This is a genomic window from Sphingobium sp. BHU LFT2 (assembly GCF_018604485.1).
Taxonomy (GTDB): Bacteria; Pseudomonadota; Alphaproteobacteria; order Sphingomonadales; family Sphingomonadaceae; genus Sphingobium; species Sphingobium yanoikuyae_A.
This window is the reverse complement of the sequence record NZ_JAFCGW010000001.1, coordinates 660,693-679,096: the sequence shown is the minus strand read 5'-3', so window position 1 is coordinate 679,096 and position 18,404 is coordinate 660,693. Positions and strand designations below refer to the sequence as shown.

The following is an 18,404-nucleotide window of genomic DNA, read 5'->3' as shown; positions in this document are numbered from 1 at the left end:
GATCGTTGCGCCTTCGTTCGGACTTGCATGGCGGCGCGCTTCGGGTGATCCTTGGTCGAGGATAGGGCAGGAGAGGCGGGACATGCGACCGATCGCAACAGGCGCGTTGATGCTTCTGTCCTTGTCGCTCATCGCAGCCGATGCGGAAGATCCGATCGTCGTCACCGCCGCCAAGCTGCGCAAGGTCGGTATCGACTATGATGTGCGCGGCCGCGACCTCGTCCGCTGCACGATCACGCGCAGCAGCGGCGAGGATCGGGTCGATCAGGCGATGTGCGAGTTCGTGCGCCAGTGTGTCGCCGATGGCCATGGCCGACGGCGTGATGCCCAGGCCTGCGTCAGCGACCGGATCGCGGCGCTGGTCGATGCGGATATGGAAGCGGAGGATGTGGTCCTTGTTCGTCCCGCTGCGCTGGAACAGGCGCGGCAACCGGTCGCTTCGGTCGCGCTGCCCGGTCCGCAGATCAGCCTGCCGCCAGTTGAGCGGGATGCGGACATCCTCGTGACCGGATCGCGCTACCGGATCAGGCCGGGTCTGTGGGAGATCGAGAAGGGGCGGATGTTCGGCCAGATGGTGGGGTTCAAGTTACCGGGTGCTCGTCGGGCCAATGGAACACCGCCCGCGCCACCGGGCTATCGATATCAACTATGCCTCAGCCGTAGTGATGCGGAGACGCTGCAGCAATTTGTCGATGATCATTTCGAGCGCGAGGGGCTCAAGGGCTGCATGCTGGCACGCATGGAAGTGGAGGAAGGGCGTCTCAGCGTCACCCGATCCTGTCCGTCGCGTTACGGCACCATGGACATGCGGCTGAGCGCGCGCTTGTCGGCCGACGCGATCGAAGGGGTGATGCTCGCTGCGATCGACATGGATAACGCTCGTGGCGAGGCGCGATACCTACTCAACGGCCGCCGCATCGGCGAATGCCCGCCCTCCCGGCCCGAAGGCGCGGCAGGGCGGGATTAAGGCTGATTAGGCCGCCAGGAACATGTCCGGGTCGAGCGCCATCAGCGTGTCGGCGCCGCCCTCGATCTTGCGGCGGAGCGAACCGGCGTCGGGCATGATGCGCTCGGCAAAGAAGCGCGCGGTGACCAGCTTGGCTTCCAGGAAGCCGGCATCGCCCTCGCCCGCGTCGAGCAGGCCGGTGGCGGCCTTCGCCATGCGCAGCCACATCAGGCCGGTGGCGACGATGCCCAGGATGTGCATGTAATGATGCGCGCCGGCCCCGGCATTGTCGGGGTTCTTCATCGCGTTCTGCATCAGCCACATGGTCGCCGCTTCAAGCTGGCCCTTGGCCTTTTCGAGCGCGTCGGCGAAGCTCGCCAGCTTCTCGTTGGTCTTGGCCTCGGCGATTTCGGTGGCCAGGATCTTGAGGAAGGCCTGGAGCGCGCGGCCGCCATTCATCGGCAGCTTGCGGCCGACCAGATCCATCGCCTGCACGCCATTGGTGCCTTCGTAGATCTGGGCGATGCGGGCGTCGCGAACATACTGTTCCACGCCATTTTCCCAGATATAGCCATGGCCGCCGAACACCTGCTGGCTCGACACCGCAACGTCGAAGCCCTTGTCGGTGCCATAGCCCTTGATCACCGGGGTCAGCAGCTGCAGCAGATCGTCGGCCGCCTGGCGCTCTTCCTCGGTCGCGGCGCTGTGCGACAGGTCATGCTGCAATGCGCCCCACAGGATCAGCGCGCGCAGGCCTTCGGTCAGCGCCTTGCCTTCCATCAGCATGCGGCGGACATCGGGGTGGACGAACAGCGTGTCGGCCTTTTCTTCCGGCTCCTTGGGGCCGGTGAGTGCGCGGCCCTGGCGACGGTCCTTGGCGTAATGGACGGCGTTCTGGAACGCGATCTCGCCCTGGCCCAGGCCCTGCAGGCCGACGCCCAGGCGCGCGGCGTTCATCATGATGAACATGGCGGCCAGGCCCTTATTCTCCTCGCCGACCAGCCAGCCCTTGGCGCCGTCATAGTTCATGACGCAGGTGGCGTTGCCGTGGATGCCCATCTTATGTTCGAGCGAGCCGCAGGACACGGCATTGCGGTCGCCCAGCGAGCCGTCTTCATTGACGATGAACTTGGGCACGACGAACAGCGAGATGCCCTTGCTGCTGTCGGGGGCGCCCGGCGTCTTGGCGAGGACGAGGTGGATGATATTCTCCGCCAGGTCATGTTCGCCGGCCGAGATGAAGATCTTGGTGCCGCTGATCGCGAAGCTGCCATCGCCGTTCGGCACGGCCTTGGTCTTGATGAGGCCGAGGTCCGTGCCGGAATGCGGCTCGGTCAGGTTCATCGTGCCGGTCCAGACGCCCGACACCATGTTGGGCAGATAGGTGGCCTTCTGTTCGTCGCTGCCCTTGGCGATCAGCGCGGCGATCGCGCCGGCGGTCAGGCCATGATACATTTCGAACGCCTGGTTGGCCGACAGCACATATTCGGTGACGGCGGTGGCGACGACATTGGGCAAACCCTGGCCGCCAAATTCGGTCGGCGCGTGCAGCGTGGTCCAGCCGCCCTCGACAAACTGGTCATAGGCCGCCTTGAAGCCGGTCGGCGTGGTGACGCTGCCGTCGGCATGACGGGTGCAGCCTTCCTTGTCGCCCACGGCGTTGATCGGGAACAGCACTTCCGAAGCGATCTTGCCGCCTTCGGTCAGGATCGCTTCGACCAGGTCGGGGGTCGCATTCTCGAAACCGGGTAGATTGGCGTAGCGCTCCAGCCCGACGACATGGTCGAGCACGAAGCGGGTGTCGCGGACAGGGGCGTTGTAGCTGGGCATGAATCTTCTCCAGGCGTTTTTGTTCTGCTGCGGGGGAGCCGACGATGCGGCTCCGGCTTATTTCTCGATCGTTCCGATGAAGCTCGCCAGTTCGGCGATGGCGGCGTCGATATCGTCCTTCTGGCGGGTCAGCAGGTCGATGCGCGCGCGGCACTTGTCGATCGTCACGCGGCGCTGTTCCTCATGCCCCTCGTCGGCGTCATAGAGGTCGATCATCTCGCGAATATCGTTGAGGCTGAAGCCCACGCGCTTGCCGCGCAGGATCCAGGCAAGGCGGGCGCGGTCGCGGCGCGAATAGACGCGGGACAGGCCCTGGCGCTCCGGTGCGATCAGCCCTTCATCCTCATAGAAGCGCAGGGCACGGGCGGTGACGCCGAACTCCTCGCTGAGGTCGGTGATGCTATAGCTCTGCTGGTCACGGTCATCGGGAAGCTCGATGCCGGCAATGCTGGTGCGCGTGTTCATGAGCAAAGACTATGACGGCTTTACGTTTACGTCAAGGTTAGAAGATGCGCAGGACGATCGGCCGTGCCAAGGCCTCGGGGAATAGCATTTCGGGCGATTTGCGACTATGGGCGGCGCCATGATCCGTCTTTCCGGTTTGAAATTGCCCCTCGACCATCCGGCCGAGGCGATGCCCGTCGCCATCTGCGAACGCCTGGGGCTGGAGCCGCAGCAATTGCTTGGCCACAGCGTCGTGCGGCGCGGTAATGATGCACGTCGTCGCAGCGCGATCCAGCTGGTCTATACGCTCGATATTGAGGTGGCGGACGAGGCCGCGGTGCTGGAGCGCTTTGCCAAGGATCATGATGTCCGGCCGACGCCCGACACCAGCTACAAGTTCGTCGCCCATGTGCCCGACGGCTGGCAGGGCAAGCGCCCGGTGGTGATCGGGGCCGGGCCGTGCGGCCTGTTCGCCGGCCTGATCCTGGCGCAGATGGGCTTCAAGCCGATCATCCTGGATCGCGGCAAGGTGGTGCGCGAGCGGACCAAGGACACCTGGGGCCTGTGGCGCCGGGCCGAACTCAATCCCGATTCCAATGTCCAGTTTGGCGAGGGCGGCGCCGGCACCTTCTCCGACGGCAAGCTCTATTGCCGGGTGAAGGATCCCCGCTTCCTGGGCCGCAAGGTGCTGGAGGAATTTGTCGCCGCCGGCGCGCCCGACGATATCTTGTGGGAGGCGCACCCCCATATTGGCACTTTCCGCCTGGTTTCGATGGTCGAAGCGATGCGCAAGCAGATCGAGTCGCTGGGCGGCGAATATCGCTGGCAGCACCGCGTCGACGATCTGGTGCTGGAACGGCAGGGCGACGGCACGCAGAAGTTGCGCGGGCTGGTGCTGCACGACGGCAGCGTGATCGAGGCCGACCATGTCGTGATGGCGGTGGGCCACAGCGCCCGCCCGACCTTCGAGATGCTGCACGGCAAGGGCGTGCATATCGAACCCAAGCCCTTCTCGATCGGCGTGCGGATCGAGCATCCGCAAAGCTGGGTCGACAAGGCGCGCTATGGCAATTGCGCCGGTCATCCCGATTTGGGTGCGGCGGCCTATAGCCTCGCCCATCACTGCGCCAATGGCCGGACCGTCTACAGCTTCTGCATGTGTCCAGGTGGCCGGGTAGTCGCCGCCACTTCGGAGGAAGGGCGCGTCGTCACCAATGGCATGAGCCAATATAGCCGCGCCGAGTTCAACGCCAATTCGGGGCTGGTCGTCGGCATCGATCCGGCGCGCGACTTTCCCGATGGACCGCTGGCGGGGATCGAACTGCAGCGCCATTGGGAGAGCCTGGCTTATGTCGCAGGCGGTTCCTCCTACTGGGCGCCGGGGCAGACGGTCGGCGACTTCCTCGCGCGTCGGCCTTCGACCCAGCTGGGGTCGGTCGTGCCCTCCTACAAGCCGGGCGTGACGCCGACCGACCTGTCGCTCTGCCTGCCCGACTATGTGATCGAGGCGTTTCATGAGGCGCTGCCGGCCTTTGGTCGCCAGATCGCCCGCTATGACGATCCCGACGCGGTGATGACCGGCGTGGAAACCCGCACCTCCTCGCCGATCCGCATCACGCGCGGCAAGGATTTTCAGAGCCTCAACGTTGCCGGCCTCTACCCGGCGGGTGAGGGCGCGGGCTATGCCGGGGGTATCCTCTCGGCGGCGATCGACGGCATCAAGGTGGCCGAGGCGGTGGCGGTTCAGATGGTGGCGGCGTGACCGAAATCCTGTCGAGCCGCGCCCTGTATGAAGGCTGGCTCAACCTGCGGCTGGTGCGGCTGCGGATGGACGACGGCGTGGAATGCGACCGCCATGTGGTGGAGATGCGCCGTGCCGTTGCGGTGCTGCCTTATGATCCGGAACGGCGAGTTGCGCTGGTCGTCTCGATGCCGCGTACGCCGGTGATGCTCGCGGGCCTGCCCGACATGCTGGAGGCGATCGCCGGCATATTGGAGGATGAACCGGCCGATTGCGCCCAGCGCGAAGCGCTGGAGGAAGCGGGCGTGGCGCTCGACATATTGGAGCCGGTCGGCCAGATCTGGAGCATTCCCAGCGTCGTCACCGAGAAGATCGATTATTTCCTGGCACCCTATTACGCGGCGGACCGTGTCGCGGATGGCGGTGGCCTGGTCGAGGAGCAGGAGAATATCCTGGTCCATGAACTGCCGCTCGCCGACCTGTGGCGCCGGTTCGAGGCGCAGCAATTGCAGGATGGCAAGCTGGTGATCCTGCTGCTGACGCTGCGCGCGCGCCACCCGGCCCTGTTCGAGCCATTGTCCGAAAACTGAAGCCATTTCGTAACGACCCTGTCGCCGGATCGACCAACCGGCGTCATCGCACCGTCAATCCAGCGTAACGGGCGCGCGTTATTGCGGCGCCATGCTGAACCCGATCGACCGTTGCATGCGCATCTCCCCGGCCGACAAGGCCCGGCTGCGCCTCCTGTTCCTGGCCAAGCATGCCTGCAAGGGCGGCGGCGCCGACAGCGTGGATGGCAATCATGCCGTCTATCATCATGAGATGCGATCGACGCTGGAGGCGATCGGCCTACATGTCGCGGTCGCCGACAGCTATGATGCGCTGTTCGACAAGCCCGATGTCGACTTCGTTGTCACCCTGCTCAATCGCGGCGGATTCCAGAATAGCGAGATGCTGGCGCCGCTCCTGCTGTCCTGGCGCGGCGTGCCGTTCCTGGGCGCAAGCCCGATCGTCCGTGGCGTATCCGATGACAAATATCTCTCCAAGCTGATTGCCCGCGCCCATGGCGTGCCGACCATGCCGGCGCGCATCCTGCGTCGGGGCGCCATGCCGGCCGGCCCGGAATTCCAGGCGGAACGGCTGGTGGTGAAGCCCAACGCCTCCTCGGCCTCCTGGGGCCTCGCGATGGTCGACAGCTGGGCGGACGCCCATGCCCATGCCGATCATCTCCATGGCCTGGGCCATGACGTGCTGGTCGAGGCCTGGGCGCCCTTGCTCGACGTGGCCGTGCCGGTCGTCGGCGGCAGCGGTGGCCAGCCCTGGATTCTCCCGCCGATGATGTATGTGCCAGCCGATCCGCATCGCGAACGCAGCTATGAGGAAAAGCGCGGCCTGATCGATGCGGGCGATGATCCGCTGATCCTGGTCGAGGACCATGACCTGCGGACGCGGCTGGAGGATATGACCCGCCGCCTGCTGCCCGAACTCTGGCCGTTCGACTATGGCCGGTTCGAGTATCGCTATGATCCGGCGTCGGGCGAGCTGCTGTTCATGGAAGTGAACCTGTCCTGCAATCTCTGGTCGAAGAAGACGATCTCGCGCTCGGCCGCGTCGATCGGTGTCGATCATCAGAGCCTGGTCGAAACCATCGTCGCGCACAGCCTAGCCCGGCATGGCCTGCTGACCGAAATGCCGGTGCTGGAGGCCGCCTGATGCCCGGCACGGCAACGGCGCTGGTGCTTGCCGGCAAGCGCGACGGCGCAACCGATCCGCTCGCGCAGGCGGCGGGCGTTACCCATAAATGCCTGGTCCCGGTGGTCGGCCAGCCGATGCTGGTCCATGTGATCGAGGCGCTGGCGGCCAGCCCGCGCATCGGTGAAATCCGCGTCGCGATCGAGGATGTGGCGGTGCTCGATGCGCTGCCCCAGTTGCGCGGGCTACGGAATACCGGGCGGCTGGTGGCTATTCCTGCCCGGCCCAATCTGGTCGACTCCGTGCTGTCAGCCGCCGATGGCGCGCGCTTCCCGTTGCTCATCACCACCGCCGATAATGTGCTGCTGACGCCCGATGCGCTGGCCGAGATGCTGGACGGTTGCGCCGCGCAGGGCGCGAACGCCGGCGTCGCCTTCACCCGGCGCGCGTCGGTGCTGGCGGCCCATCCGCAGGGGCAGCGCAAATTCTATCGCTTCGCCGACGACGAATTTTCCAACTGCAACACCTATTGGCTGAAGGATGCAAAGGCGCTGGCAGCGGCCGAGACCTTCCGCTCGGGCGGGCAGTTCGTGAAGCATCCGATGCGCATCATCGGCGCCTTCGGCCTTATCAACCTGATCCGTTTCCGCTTCGGCATCGGCACGCTGGGCCAGGCCTTTGCGCGTTTCTCCCGCCGCTTCCGCATGGTGATCGCGCCGGTGATCCTGAGCGACGGCGCGGTCGCGATCGACGTCGACAATGCGCGCAGCCATGGCGTGGCAAGCGAATTGCTGGAGCGGCGGCTGGCGCGGGTCGAGGCGGCCTGACCCTTGTTCACGTTGCGCGCGTTGCCCCCGGCGGACGGCAATGTCCTGCTGGCGGCCTATCATGACGGATTGCGTCGCCACTGGCCGGTCGGTCGCCGAACCATCGCCCGCCTGATTGCAGCGAGCGGGCGCAGCGGCTGGGCCGCATCGGAACGGCGCCTGCTGTGCGAGACGGTGCGGGCGCAGGGGCTCAGCATGCGCGATCGCAAGGGGCTGCACCGGCTGCTCAATCCCGGCGCCTTTCCGGCCGAGGCCAATCCGCTCAAGAACAAGCAGCTTTTCGCTCGCCATGCCGTTGCGGCGGGATTGCCGGTGCCGGATAGTTTCGCGCTGGAGGAAAGCGATATCGCCAGCTGGCTGCATGGCCAGAGCGTCATCATCGCCAAGCCCAGCTATTGCTCCAAGGGGCAGGGTGTGGTGCGTTTCGAGAAGAAGGGCGGGCGCTGGGAAGGCGCGGAAGGTCCGATCGCCGACGACGCGCTGCGCATGCGCCTGCTTGCGCTCTGGGCGGCCGGCGGGGTGATCCAGCGCTGCCTGGCCACCCATGACGCGCTGGCGGACATGTCGCCCGGCGCGCTGCCGACCTTGCGCGTGGTCACCTGCCTGGACGAAGTCGGCACGCCCGAGGCCTGCGCGCTGGCGCTGCGCCTGTCCGCCGGGGGCGGGCGCCCTGTGGATAATTTCAATGCCGGCAATCTGGTGCTGTCGATCGACGCCGACGGGTTCTGCGGCCCGGTGTGGCAGGCGGGACCGGACGGCGCGCCGATCCGCTGTGACCGGCATCCGCGGACCGGTGCGCCCATCAGCGGCCAGCCGGTGCCCGATCTCGATGCCGCCGTGGCGCTGGCGCTGCGGGCGCATCTCGCTTTCCGATCGGGCTTTACCGTGATCGGCTGGGATATTGGCCTGACGCCGGACGGCCCGGTGCTGGTCGAGGGCAATTGGAACCCCGGCACCGACATCATGCAACTGGTCAGCGGCCAGGGACTCGCGGACAGCCGGCTGGGCGCGCTCTATTGCCATCATCTGCGTCATCTGCCTTCGCAGCGCTGGCAGGCGGCCGGCGCGATCGAGCGCGACGCGCGCCGGGCATGATCATTCTCTATGTCCATGCGCTGGCCGCGACCGGCGTGGTGCGCAATGTCCGCATCCTTGCCGCCGAATTGGCGGCGCGCGGGCTGGATGTCGAACTGGTGACGGCGCTGCCGGGCGGCGAGGGCGTGACCGGCGTGCCACATCATGCGCTGCTGGCCGGGCCAAACCCGTCGCGCCCACGCGAGAAGCGGCAGGCGATCGCGGCGCTAAGGCGGCATCTGCGATCGCGGGGGCAAGCGACGCTGATTTCGGCGGGCAATCATGGCCATGGGACGGCCTGGGCGGCGAGCCAGGGACTGCGCGACGTGCGGCGCATCTATCGCATCAGCAACGACATCATGCGCAACGCGGCGGGTGCGCCGTCGGGCGGGCTCGGGCGCCTTGGCCGCACCGCGATGGCGCGGCTGCTGGCGCGCGACGCCGATCATCTGGTGCTGGTGTCGCCGACCTTGGCGGATACGCCCGCTTTTGCCGGCGCGGCGCGGGCGGGCAAGGTGGCGGTGATCCCCAATGGCATCGACGCCGATGCTGCCCGCTTCCTGGCCGATGGACCGGTGCCGCATCGCTGGATGGGCCGCGCGCCTCCGGTGATCCTGGCGATCGGCCGGCTGGCACCGCAGAAGAATTTCGCCACCTTGCTCGCGGCCTTTGCGCTGCTGCGGCGGCAAAGGCCGGCGCGCCTCATCATCCTGGGCGAAAGTCGCGACCGCGCCTGTGACAGCCTGCGGGCGCAGGCGCGGGGGCTGGGCATCGCCGACGATCTCGACCTGCCCGGCACGGTCGACAATGTCTTCCCCTGGCTGGCCCATGCCGATGCCTTCGTCCTGCCCAGCTGGTGGGAAGGATCACCCAATGTCCTGCTGGAGGCGATGGCCGTGGACGTACCGATCGTCGCGTCGCGCAGCGCCGGCAACGCCGTCGACCTGCTGGATCATGGACGGTGCGGGCTGCTGGTCGACCCGGCCGATGCGGCGGCGATGGCCGATGCGCTGGCGCGGCAACTGGATCTCGCCACCGCGATCCGCCCCGGCGACCGGATCGACCATTTCGGTCTGGAGGCGCTGTCCGATGCCTGGGTGCGGCTGCTGCGCTAGCCTTGTCGGAATTGCCGTGGCGTCTGCCCGGTCCAGCGTTTGAAGGCCCGGCCGAAGCTGGTCTGTTCGGCATAGCCCAGCCGCTCCGCCACCTCGTCGATCGGCATCGGCGTCTGGCGCAGATAGATGCGGGCCAGTTGCTCGCGCTGTTCCTCGACCAGATCGCTGAAATGCAGGCCATGGGCGGCAAGCCGGCTTTGCAGCGTCCGCACCGACAGGCCCATCCGGTCGGCGCAGCGCTCGATGGCACATGTCCTCGCCGGCAACGCGCCGCGCACATAGGATCGCGCCCGTTCCGCCATGTCGGCATGGTTGAACAGGCGCAGCCGGCCCAGATAGCCGCCGACCAGCCGATAGGTCAGCCGATTGGCCGTTGCGATCGGCAGGTCGAGCAAGGCGGCGGAAAAGCCGATCGCGCTGCCCGGCGCGCGCGGGCGGACGGCCGTGCCCAGCAACGCCTCTATCTCGATCAGTTCGCGTGGGCTGGGGTCGGCGGAAAATTGCACCCAGGCGGCGCGGAAACGCTGGCCGCTGACGGTCCGCAACAGCAGCAGGATCAGCATCATCGCCTGATAATTGGCCTGGTCGTTGAAGCCGAGATCGGCGCCGACCACCCAGCGCAGTTCGGCCATGCCGCCATCTTCCACCAGTTCCAGCTGCGCCTCGGGCGAATGGGCGACCGGCAGGTAGCGGATCAGGCTGGCGATCGCGGCGCGCAGGTCCGGCGCGGCGCGGCAGACGGCGGTGACGCTGCCGAAAATGTCGGCATCCTGGGTGGCGGCAAGGTGCAGGCCGAACAGCGGATCGTCGAACAGCAGGCTGCAATATTCGAACATCGCCGCCACCTGCTGACAGGCGATATGGCTGTCGGGATCGGCCAGCACCATCGGGTCGAGGCCATGCTGGGCGAGAATGCGGCGCGGCGCCCCACCGCGCGCGCGGACATAGTCGGAAAAGCCACGCAGATTGGCCGCGCGCATCTGGCCGGCGGCCGGCACCGCCTCCAGCGGGCCTTCCAGCCCAAAGAAAAAATCCTGCTCCTCCATCGCGCGCCTGTCTGCCTCGTCGTCGCTTTGCTGCGTATCATATCGATAAAGCTGCGCCTAATGCCAATACGCCATCGCCGCCCCATGCCAGCCTGCCGGGCATAAGAGAGATGGGAGAGAGCGGCATGGCCAGGGCAAGCGCGGCAGCGCTCAAGCGCGAGGCGGCGCAGTTCATGCATTATGAGAAGGACCGGACGCGCAAGATCGCGACCGTCACCTTCGACCGGCCGGGCAAGGCCAACACGACGACGATCGGCATGCGCCTGCTGTTCGGCGAGATCGTCCACAAGGCGAATATCGACGATGATGTGAAGGTGCTGGTGATCCGCGGCGCCGGCCAGGATCTGGGATCGGGCGGCGACATCAACGAACATGGCGACATGTATCTGCATCCGGGAGAGGATGATGATTTCCTGCCCGACCTGGAGATTGACGATCCCGACGTGCGCTATCCGCCGCCGGGTTCCTATCGCTTTCTCCATGGCCTGACCGACCATTATGCCAAGGGCTATGCTGGCAACCGGCCGCTACAGGAATTCAAGAAGATCAGCATCGTCGAGGCCAAGGGCTATTGCTATGGTTGGCATTTCTACCAGTGCGCGGACGCCGACCTGATCGTCTCGTCCGACGACGCGCTCTTTGGCCATCCCTCCTTCCGCTATGCCGGCTGGGGGCCGCGCATGTGGCAATGGCTGGAAATGGTCGGCATCCGCCGCTTTTCCGAAATGCTGTTCACCGGCCGCCCCTTCACCGCCGCCGAGATGATGGCCTGCAACTTCGTCAACAGCGTCGTGCCACGCGACGCGCTGGAGGCGGAAACGGACAAATATGCCGATGCCTGCGCCCGCACCCGGCCGCTCGACGTGGTGGTCGCGCAGAAGACCTTCATCGAGGCCTATAAGCAATATCGCGGCGAATATATGGGCAGCCTGCTCACCGGCTGGCTGGAAGGCATGCTGCCGCTGATGAAGAGCGACCGGCCGACCGATATCGATCTGGGTGCTGGCGGCTTCGACCAGGGCATCGCCCACACCGTCAAGAATAACGACCTCAACTATCCCCCGGAATGGCGGCTGAGCCGCGCCGGTCGGGCTCAGCGCTGAAAGGAGCGGATGCGATGATCGAAACGCTCTTCGCCCTCGACCGGGGCAATTATCGCGAATGCCAGCACCTGTTTCGCGGCGAGCGCGAGCAGGAATATTATCGCGGCGATTACTGGATGGAGGAAGGCTCCGTCATCGACGTGGAGGCGCGGCGCAAGCCCGCCGGCCCCAGCGCGGCGATCCTGCTGCGATCGGCCACCCGCCTCTTCTTCCGCCGCACCCGCCAGCATATCCGCGAGGATGGCACCGACCTCACCGTCCTGTGGTTCGTCAAGCGTGGCCGACTGGTCTTTTCCAACCAGCTTGGCAGCCGCGCCGCCCAATATGGCGATTTCCTGATGACGCGCTCGACCGCGCCCTTCCTGATCGAATGCCAGCCCGATGCGCAGGGCGTGCATGAGGTGCTGCATGTGACGGTGCCGACCCATGTGCTGCGCGGCTTCGTCGATTGCGATGCCGGGGCGGGCATATTGCTGCCGATGCAGCGGGCGGAACTGGGGATCGCCGATGGCATCCTGGCCGGCCTGTTCCAGCGCGATGCGGATGTGGCGGAGGAAACCACGCGGACGCTGGTGGAAGCGGCGCTGGCGGTGATCGGCCAGGGGCTGCGCCATGATGTGAGCGCGGTGCCGCCGCGTCCTTCCGTCGTGGAGAAGCGCTTTGCCGATGTGCGCCGCTTCGTCGAGGTTCATCTGTCCGATCCGGGCCTGTCCGCCGCGATGACGGCCAAGGGCTGTGGCATTTCGCCGCGCTATCTCACCACCCTGCTCAAGCAGAATGGCACCAGCTTTTCCGATCTGATCTGGCAGCGCCGGCTGGAACAGGCGCGGGCCTGGATGGCGCGATCCGACGCGGCCGGCATCTCGATCAGCGAGATCGCCTATGCCGTCGGTTTCAAGAGCCCGGCCCATTTCAGCCGCATGTTCAAGCGCGTCTATGCCCGCAACCCCAGCGACTATCGCGCGGAGGCTGCGCCGCCGCCGCCGGTTGCGCTGCATTGAGCGGGAGGGGCGCATGACCATGCAAGGGAGCATCACTGAGCCACCGGTCCTGATCGGCAACACCGCCTATGTCTCGCAATCCTATGCCGATGCCGAAGCCGCGAAACTATGGCCCAAAGTCTGGCAGGTCGCCTGTCGCGAAGAGGAAATCCCGAACGTCGGCGACTATGTCACCTATGACATTGTCGACGATTCGATCATCGTCGTGCGCGCCGCGCCCAACCGGATTGCCGCCTATTTCAACGTCTGCCGCCATCGCGGCCGGCAACTGACCGAAGGGTGCGGCAATGCGAAGCGGCTGGTCTGCCCCTTCCATGCCTGGAGCTGGGATCTGGACGGCAATAATGTCGGCGTGGTCCGCAAGGATGCCTGGGGCGACGCGCTGAATGCCGATGACCTGCGGCTGCGCGATGTGCGCGTCGACACATGGGGCGGCTGGGTGTTCGTGTGCATGGACCCGGACGCGCCGCCGCTGCGTGACTATCTGGAGCCGGCGGCATCGATGCTCGACCCGTTCGAGCTGGAGCAGATGCGCTATCGCTGGCGCCAATGGCTGCATTTCCCCTGCAACTGGAAGGTCGCGATCGAGGCGTTCAACGAGGGCTATCATGTCGCCGGCACCCATCCGCAACTGACCAAATATTCGCCCAAGCCGACCTGGAGCGACGGGCGCGGCATCCATGGCGTGTTCGGATCGCAGGCGCGCGAGGGCACGGGCGGGGCGACCGCCGGCGCGGCGGGCGCGGCCGACATGCGGCAGGGGCTTGCGGATTCGCTCAACCAGCTGTGGGAGGAAGTGAACGGCACCACCACCGAGACGATGGTGCGGGTCGCCAATCTGCTGGTCGAGGAACTGCCCGAAGGGACGCCGCCCGCCGAGGTGCAGATGCATCTGATGCGCCGCACGGTGGAGGAGGATGCCAGGCGCGGGGTGAACTGGCCGCGTATCGACCCCGCCCATTTCGCGGCGGCGGGCAATGTCTGGCACATCTTCCCCAACACGGTCGTGATCCACGGGCCGACCTTCGCGCTCTGCTATCGCGCGCGGCCCGACGGCCATGATCCCGATCGCTGCATCTTCGAGGTCTATACGCTCGAACGCTTCCCCGAAGGCACTGAGCCGCGACCCGCCAATCTCCACAAGCCCGACATGGACGAGGCAAGCTGGCGCAAGGTGCTGTGCCAGGATTTCTCCAACATGGGCGCGGTGCAGCGGGGTCCGCGCTCGCGCGGCTGCGACGGGCTGCGACCCAGCCCGGTCGAGGAACGGGCGATCATCAATTTCCACCGCGTGCTGGCCGACTATCTCGGCACCGGCGCGCCGCAAGTGATCGGGTAGGACATCATGGCCGATATGGATGTGCAGGACAGCAAGCTGACGCTGGATACCAGCGATGTCGACCAGTGGATCGGCAAGCCGGTGATCTTCGCGGAGATGTGGGATCCCTGCAATGCGACCGACATTCGTCGCTGGGTGCAGGCGATGGACTATCCCAATCCGATTCACTGGGACGAGCAATTTGCCCGCGCCTCGCGCTTCGGCGGCATCGTCGCGCCGCAGAGCTTCACCGTGGCGATGGACTATGGCCATGGTTGCCACCCGGCTTGCGTCGGCAAGGTGCCGGGCACCCACCTGATCTTCGCCGGCGAGGAATGGTGGTTTTACGGCACCCCCGTCCGCCCCGGCGACAAGCTGGTGCAGAGCCGCCGCTTCGACGGTTATTCGATTGCCGACACCGGCTTTGCCGGCCCGACCATGTTCGCGCGCGGCGACACCATCCACCGCAACCAGCATGGCGCGCTGGTGGCCAAGGAACAGGCGACCGCGATCCGCTATCTGGTCGAGGAAGCGAACAAGCGCGGCGTCTATGCCAAGGAGAAGCGCAGCCCGCGGCGCTGGACCAAGGCGGAACTGGCAGAGATTCACAAGGCACGTCATGACTGGATCCTGTCCAACCGGGACGGCCATTCGCCCGCCTATGCAGATGTAAAGGTGGGCGACCGGCTGCCGCGCCGGGTGATCGGCCCGCATTCGGTGGTGAGCTTCGCCAATGAATGCCGCGCCCATCGCCAGAATATCTGGGGGACTTGGGCGTGGAACGCGCCCGAAGGCATTCATGATCCGGCGACCGAGGATGCCGGCTTCGGCGCCGACATGAGCTATGACCATGAGGCGCGCAAGATCGACCCCCGCATGGGCGATGGCCTCTATCACGGCCCGTCATCGGGCCATATCAACGCCGAAAAGGCGGAGAATGTCGGCATGGGCGGCGCCTATGGCTACGGCGCGTCGATGAATGCCTGGCATCTCGACACGATTGCCTATTGGGCCGGCCATGGCGGCTATGTCTGGCACAGCAAGACCCAGTTCCGGTCGCCTGCGTTCGAGGGCGACGTCACCTGGGTCGATGGCGAGGTGGTGGAGAAGATCGACCGGTCCCCCTTCGGCATGCCGATGGTCAAGGTCCGCACGGTGATGACCACCCAGGATGGCGAGGAGATATTGAAGGGCACCGCGCAGGTGGAGTTGCCCTATTGAGCGCGCCGCTTTCGCTGGTTTATGGCCCCCCGCTGGCGCAGGAGCCGGGGCAGGGGGCGCAGACCATCCCGGCCTATCTGGCTGCGGTATGTGCCCGGCATGGCGCGCGCGACGCGGTCATCATGCGGACCGCACACCGGCGCATCAACTGGAGCTATGAGGAATTGTACGCCCGGTCGGTCGCGGTCGCGCGCGCGCTGATCGCGGCGGGGCTGGGCAAGGATGGCCGGGTCGGTGTGCTGATGGCGAACCGGCCCGAATATCTCGCCAGCGTCTTCGGCATTGCGATGGCGGGCGGCGTGACCGTGGCGCTGAGCAGCTTTTCCACGCCTGAGGAATTGAACCATCTGGTCCGGGCCTCGGCGATCGGCATCCTCCTCTTCGACACGCGGGTGATGAAGAAGGATTTTGCTGCCATGCTGGCCGGCATGGACAAGGGGCCGTTTCTCCATCGGCTGGTGCAACTCGACAGCGTGACCGATGCCGATCCGCCAGCGCCGGGCTATGAAGGCTGGGATGCTTTCCTCGCCAGCGGCGCGGCGGTGCCCGATGCACAGGTGGCGCAGCGAACTGCCACCGTCACCCCATCCGATCATGGCGGTATCTTCTTCTCGTCCGGCACCACCAGCCTGCCCAAGGGCATCGTCCATGCCCAGCGCGCCTTCTGCATCCAGTGGTGGCGCTGGCCGCGGGTCTTCGCGATGCGCGAACCGGTGGTGAGCTGGACCGGCAACGGCCTGTTCTGGTCGGGCAATATCAGCCTGGTGATCGGCACAGCGCTGTCGACCGGCGGGACGGCGGTGCTGCAACCGGTGTTCGACGCCGCCGCTGCGCTGGACGTGATCGAGCAGGAGCGCGTCACCTTCCTCACCGGCCGGCCCCACCAATGGGCGCGGGTGCAGGCGGCGGACAATTGGGCGCGCGCGGACCTTTCCAGCCTCAAATATGTGACCAAGGGCGAGTTGATCGGCGAACATCCCACGGTCGATACCGACTGGACCACGCCCATGGCCTTTGGCACGACCGAGACGATGACGATCTGCACGGCGTTCGATGCGGACACGTCCGACGCGGAGTATGGCGGCAGCGCCGGCGCGCCGCTGCCCGGCAACAGCCTCAAGATCGTCGATCCGCTGACCCGCGCGATCCTGCCGGTCGGCCTGCATGGCGAAATGTGCATCAAGGGGCCGACCCTGATGACCGCCTATCTGGGCAAGATGCCGGAAGAATGTTTCGACGCGGAGGGCTATTACCGCACCGGCGACGGTGGGCGGGTGGACGAACAGGGGCGCTTCTTCTGGGAAGGGCGCCTGACCGACATGATCAAGACCGGCGGCGCCAATGTCGCGCCCGAGGAAGTGGACGCGGCGATCGCGACCTTCCCCGGCGTCAAGCGCAGCCAGACGGTCGGCGTGCCCGACGAGTTGCTGGGCGAGATGGTGGTCGCCTGCATCGTCCCGGTCGATGGCGCGCGGGTGACGGAAAGCGACCTGATCGCCCATCTCAAGGCGCGCATGGCCAGCTTCAAGGTGCCGCGTCGAGTGCTGCTGCTGGACGAGGCGGATTTTGCCCTGACCGGCAATGAAAAGGCCAAGGCCACCGACATTCGCGCGGTCGCGGTAGCGCGGCTCAGCCATCCATAGCTTGGGCCTATGGGCTACCCGCAAATCGCTATTTGACCCTTTGGCCGCCCCATGCCAGCCCTCGGCCCAGATAGGGGAGAGGCATGCGGACAAGGATCGATCGGCGCGGGTTCATCGCAGCGGGCGCCAGCCTGATGATCGGCACGGCCGCCCGATCCGCGCTGCCGTTGATCCGGCAGTCGCCCAAGGCGCGCATCATCATCGACAATGATTTCGCTGGCGATCCCGACGGTCTGATCGCGCTCGCGCATCAACTGGCGACGAAGGCGGCGCGGCCGGTGCTGGTCACGACATCGGCGCTCGACGCGAAGCTGGCGGCGCTGGGCGGACAACCGGCCGGCGCAACTGCCGCGGCGGGCAAAGAGGCGGCGATCGACCTGATGCAGATCATGGGGCTGACGAACCCTTGCCCGGTGATCGCGGGCAGCGAGCAGTTCGGCATCGCCGGGGCACAGGCGTCGGCGGCGGCACGGGCGATCGTGGCGGAGGCGATGCGCGACGATCCACTGCCGCTCTTCTTCACCTGTGGCGGGCCGCTCACCAATCTGGCTCAGGCGCTGCAGATAGAACCGGCGATCGCCGATCGCATGACCCTGGTCTGGATCGGCGGCGCCGATTATCCGCAGGGCGGCACCGAATATAATCTGTCCACCGATCTGGAAGCGGCGCGTGCCGTGATCGAGCGGAGCCGCATGCCGATCTGGCAGATACCCGCCGGCGCCTATCGCCAGTTGCAGATGTCGGTGGCGGAAATGACGGCGACCTTGCGGCCGATGTCGGCGACGACATCATGGCTCTATGGCCGCTATGCCGATCTGCCGCCCTTCGTCCAGCTGGGCGGCGCCATCACCCTGGGCGACAGTCCGATGGTGTTGCTGACGTCCGTGTCTGCGGAGAGCAGCGCCTCCTCGGTCATCGCCGGACGGCGCCTGCTGGACGATTCCCGCTATGGCGCGGAAATCCCCGGCCGCTCGATCCGCCTCTTCACCCAGCTCGATGCACGGCTCGCGCTGGCCGATTTCCTGGCGCTGATGCGGCCGCGCAGGGACTAGCGCGCGATCTCGATCCGGTCGTCCACAATCCGCAATTCATAGACTCTGATGGGTGCCTTGGCCGGCGGGTTCATGGCGCGGCCGGTTTCCAGATCGAACCGTGCGCCATGGACCGGGCAGGCGATCCAGCCGGCGCGCACCCGGCCGCAGGCGAGCGGCTCGTCGGCATGGGAGCAGCGATTGGCGACCGCGAACAGCCGCCCATTGCTGTGGCACAGGAGAATGCTCTCGCCATCGACGGCGACGGCCTTGGCGGTGCCCGGTGGCACATCATCGACATGGGCGACAGCGGTGAAGGTCAGCATGGTCATGGCCCCATTCATCATGGGCCGACGGGCGCGGCAATTGCCC

General features: G+C 66.4%; 17 protein-coding genes. 13 read left to right on the top strand and 4 right to left on the bottom strand.

Annotated features, from left to right (window positions below):
• Window positions 1-82: 82 nt before the first annotated feature.
• Window positions 83-967, top strand: coding sequence for a DUF3617 domain-containing protein (locus tag JQK15_RS03320; RefSeq protein ID WP_214863408.1), 885 nt, complete (start codon window positions 83-85; stop codon window positions 965-967).
• 6 nt (window positions 968-973) lie between these two features.
• Here JQK15_RS03320 and JQK15_RS03315 read toward each other — a convergent pair whose 3' ends face one another.
• Complete coding sequence (locus tag JQK15_RS03315) at window positions 974-2,776, bottom strand: acyl-CoA dehydrogenase C-terminal domain-containing protein (protein WP_048936367.1); 1,803 nt, start codon at window positions 2,774-2,776, stop codon at window positions 974-976.
• Between the two features lie 57 nt (window positions 2,777-2,833).
• A complete protein-coding gene (locus tag JQK15_RS03310; RefSeq protein WP_125997270.1) occupies window positions 2,834-3,241 on the bottom strand; it encodes a MerR family transcriptional regulator in 408 nt (135 codons plus the stop codon).
• Window positions 3,242-3,359: 118 nt separating this feature from the next.
• Here JQK15_RS03310 and JQK15_RS03305 point away from each other — a divergent pair, with 118 nt between their 5' ends.
• The 6 genes from JQK15_RS03305 (at window position 3,360) to JQK15_RS03280 (ending at window position 9,669) form a co-directional block, all read left to right on the top strand.
• On the top strand, window positions 3,360-4,982 hold the full coding sequence (locus tag JQK15_RS03305) for an NAD(P)/FAD-dependent oxidoreductase (protein ID WP_214863407.1): 1,623 nt from the start codon (window positions 3,360-3,362) through the stop codon (window positions 4,980-4,982).
• On the top strand, window positions 4,979-5,551 hold the full coding sequence (locus JQK15_RS03300) for an NUDIX domain-containing protein (RefSeq protein WP_214863406.1): 573 nt from the start codon (window positions 4,979-4,981) through the stop codon (window positions 5,549-5,551). Before JQK15_RS03305 ends, JQK15_RS03300 begins: the two co-directional genes overlap by 4 nt.
• Window positions 5,552-5,642: 91 nt before the next feature.
• Window positions 5,643-6,674: a D-alanine--D-alanine ligase family protein gene (locus JQK15_RS03295; RefSeq protein ID WP_214863405.1), complete on the top strand. Its 1,032-nt coding sequence runs from the start codon at window positions 5,643-5,645 to the stop codon at window positions 6,672-6,674.
• On the top strand, window positions 6,674-7,480 hold the full coding sequence (locus JQK15_RS03290; protein ID WP_097385419.1) for an NTP transferase domain-containing protein: 807 nt from the start codon (window positions 6,674-6,676) through the stop codon (window positions 7,478-7,480). The genes JQK15_RS03295 and JQK15_RS03290 overlap by 1 nt, the downstream gene beginning before the upstream one ends.
• A 3-nt stretch (window positions 7,481-7,483) precedes the next feature.
• On the top strand, window positions 7,484-8,575 hold the full coding sequence (locus JQK15_RS03285) for a sugar-transfer associated ATP-grasp domain-containing protein (protein ID WP_214863404.1): 1,092 nt from the start codon (window positions 7,484-7,486) through the stop codon (window positions 8,573-8,575).
• Window positions 8,572-9,669, top strand: coding sequence for a glycosyltransferase (locus JQK15_RS03280; RefSeq protein ID WP_214863403.1), 1,098 nt, complete (start codon window positions 8,572-8,574; stop codon window positions 9,667-9,669). The genes JQK15_RS03285 and JQK15_RS03280 overlap by 4 nt, the downstream gene beginning before the upstream one ends.
• Here JQK15_RS03280 and JQK15_RS03275 read toward each other — a convergent pair.
• Window positions 9,666-10,715, bottom strand: a complete 1,050-nt coding sequence (locus tag JQK15_RS03275; RefSeq protein ID WP_214863402.1) for an AraC family transcriptional regulator — start codon at window positions 10,713-10,715, stop codon at window positions 9,666-9,668. The two genes, JQK15_RS03280 and JQK15_RS03275, sit on opposite strands and share 4 nt — an antisense overlap.
• A gap of 125 nt (window positions 10,716-10,840) precedes the next feature.
• Here JQK15_RS03275 and JQK15_RS03270 point away from each other — a divergent pair, with 125 nt between their 5' ends.
• The 6 genes from JQK15_RS03270 (at window position 10,841) to JQK15_RS03245 (ending at window position 18,053) form a co-directional block, all read left to right on the top strand.
• Window positions 10,841-11,818 carry an enoyl-CoA hydratase/isomerase family protein gene (locus JQK15_RS03270; RefSeq protein ID WP_214863401.1) on the top strand — a complete coding sequence of 326 codons (978 nt, stop codon included), beginning with the start codon at window positions 10,841-10,843 and terminating at the stop codon, window positions 11,816-11,818.
• Window positions 11,819-11,832: 14 nt separating this feature from the next.
• Complete coding sequence (locus tag JQK15_RS03265; RefSeq protein WP_214863400.1) at window positions 11,833-12,819, top strand: AraC family transcriptional regulator; 987 nt, start codon at window positions 11,833-11,835, stop codon at window positions 12,817-12,819.
• Between the two features lie 13 nt (window positions 12,820-12,832).
• Window positions 12,833-14,158, top strand: coding sequence for an aromatic ring-hydroxylating oxygenase subunit alpha (locus tag JQK15_RS03260; protein ID WP_214863399.1), 1,326 nt, complete (start codon window positions 12,833-12,835; stop codon window positions 14,156-14,158).
• A gap of 6 nt (window positions 14,159-14,164) precedes the next feature.
• The gene (locus JQK15_RS03255; RefSeq protein ID WP_214863398.1) at window positions 14,165-15,358 is read left to right on the top strand and encodes an FAS1-like dehydratase domain-containing protein; all 1,194 of its coding nucleotides are present in this window, start codon (window positions 14,165-14,167) and stop codon (window positions 15,356-15,358) included.
• Window positions 15,355-17,001, top strand: a complete 1,647-nt coding sequence (locus JQK15_RS03250) for a class I adenylate-forming enzyme family protein (RefSeq protein WP_214863397.1) — start codon at window positions 15,355-15,357, stop codon at window positions 16,999-17,001. The genes JQK15_RS03255 and JQK15_RS03250 overlap by 4 nt, the downstream gene beginning before the upstream one ends.
• A gap of 83 nt (window positions 17,002-17,084) precedes the next feature.
• Window positions 17,085-18,053, top strand: a complete 969-nt coding sequence (locus JQK15_RS03245) for a nucleoside hydrolase (protein ID WP_214863395.1) — start codon at window positions 17,085-17,087, stop codon at window positions 18,051-18,053.
• On the opposite strand, the gene JQK15_RS03240 is transcribed toward JQK15_RS03245, so the two are convergent.
• Window positions 18,050-18,364, bottom strand: a complete 315-nt coding sequence (locus JQK15_RS03240; RefSeq protein ID WP_251007528.1) for a Rieske (2Fe-2S) protein — start codon at window positions 18,362-18,364, stop codon at window positions 18,050-18,052. The genes JQK15_RS03245 and JQK15_RS03240 overlap by 4 nt on opposite strands.
• Window positions 18,365-18,404 lie beyond the last annotated feature (40 nt).